Origin of the sequence: Nitratidesulfovibrio oxamicus (assembly GCF_015731765.1) — a bacterium.
Taxonomy (GTDB): Bacteria; Desulfobacterota; Desulfovibrionia; order Desulfovibrionales; family Desulfovibrionaceae; genus Cupidesulfovibrio; species Cupidesulfovibrio oxamicus.
Map to the genome: position 1 here is coordinate 1 of NZ_VRYY01000549.1, position 1,394 is coordinate 1,394.

The following is a 1,394-nucleotide window of genomic DNA, read 5'->3' on the forward strand; positions in this document are numbered from 1 at the left end:
CTGGCCCACGCGGGCGGCCTGGCCCATACCCCGGCCACGGGCGAACCCGGCATGACCGCCACCCCCTTCGAGCGGGAAGGTTTTCCGCCCATGCGGGAAATGACCGAGGCGGACCTCGACGAGGTGGTGGCCGCCCTGGCCGCCGCCGCGCGCCGCGCAGTGCAGGCGGGCTTTGACGGGGTGCAGGTGCACGGGGCGCATGGCTACCTGCTGAGCCAGTTTCTGTCGCCCGCGCGCAACAGGCGCACCGACCGGTTCGGCGGCAGCCTGGAAAACCGCATGCGCCCCCTGCTGATGGCGGTGCGCACCGTGCGCGAGGCCGTGGGGCCGACCTTTCCCGTGTGGGTAAAGCTGAACGGTTCCGACTTCATGGTCGGCGGCTTCGAAGTGGATGACATGCTGGAAACGGCCCGGCACGCCATATCCGCCGGGGTGGACGCCGTGGAACTGTCCGGCGGCACGGCCATGAACCCGCCGAACCGCATGCCCGCCCGGGTGACGCGCATCCGCAAGCCCGAGGACGAGGCCTGGTACCGCGAGGCCGCGCGCCGCTTCAAGACCGAAGTGGGTGCCCCGCTGATCCTGGTGGGTGGCATTCGCACCCCGCAGGTGGCGCAGCAACTGGTGGATGAGGGCACGGTGGACATGCTTTCCCTGTGCCGCCCGCTGATTCGCGAACCCGGCCTGGTGCGCCGCTGGGCGGAAGGCGACGACGCCCGCGCCGCGTGCATCTCGTGCAACAAGTGCTACGGCCCCCTGCGCGAGAACCGGGGCTTCTACTGTCCCGTGGCGCGCGGCGAGGTGGCTGGCGAGTAGCGCGGGCCTGACCGGCGGCAGGTGGCTGGTCGGGCAGGGGGAAGTAGCGGGGCATGTCCGGCATTTACCCCATACGGCAGGCCACTTGGGCCTTGAGCGAGGCGGCGAAACCGCGTACCCGTCGTGGACCGGGTGCAACCCGAATTCCACCAGGAGCCGCGCATGAAGATTCTCGCCATCGACAAGGTTCGCGAAGACGCCACCCCCGACGTCATCCGCGCCAACTTCCTGAAGGAAGTGGCACATACCATCAAGATGTACCTCGCCGACGTGGTCCGCGAGGTGTACTTCCGGCAGGACCGTTCCGGCACCGTAATGGTGCTGGAAGCCCCCTCCATGGAAGAGGCGCAGTCGCTGATCAACACCCTGCCCCTGGTCAAGCAGGGGCAGATAGAGTTCGAACTGATTCCCCTTGGCCCGTACGTGCCGCTGGGCCTGCTTGTCGAAGAGGCCGACGGCCCGGCGGAAGAAACCGCCGCTGGCCCCGCGCAATAGCCCGGATACGGGCCGCGCGCCCGTGCCCTGTTCCGCCTTCCCTGGCCGGAGCGGGCACGGCGCGCGGCCCCGCCTCCGGCTGC

The 1,394-nt window shown here is 69.7% G+C and carries 2 protein-coding genes; both read left to right on the forward strand.

Going from position 1 to position 1,394, the window contains the following annotated elements; translation table 11 throughout:
• A partial coding sequence (locus FVW20_RS15235) for an oxidoreductase (protein WP_196610268.1) occupies positions 1-816 on the forward strand: 816 nt, incomplete at its 5' end.
• 162 nt (positions 817-978) lie between these two features.
• Positions 979-1,311, forward strand: coding sequence for a hypothetical protein (locus FVW20_RS15240; RefSeq protein ID WP_015946597.1), 333 nt, complete (start codon positions 979-981; stop codon positions 1,309-1,311).
• The last annotated feature ends 83 nt before the right edge of the window (positions 1,312-1,394 follow it).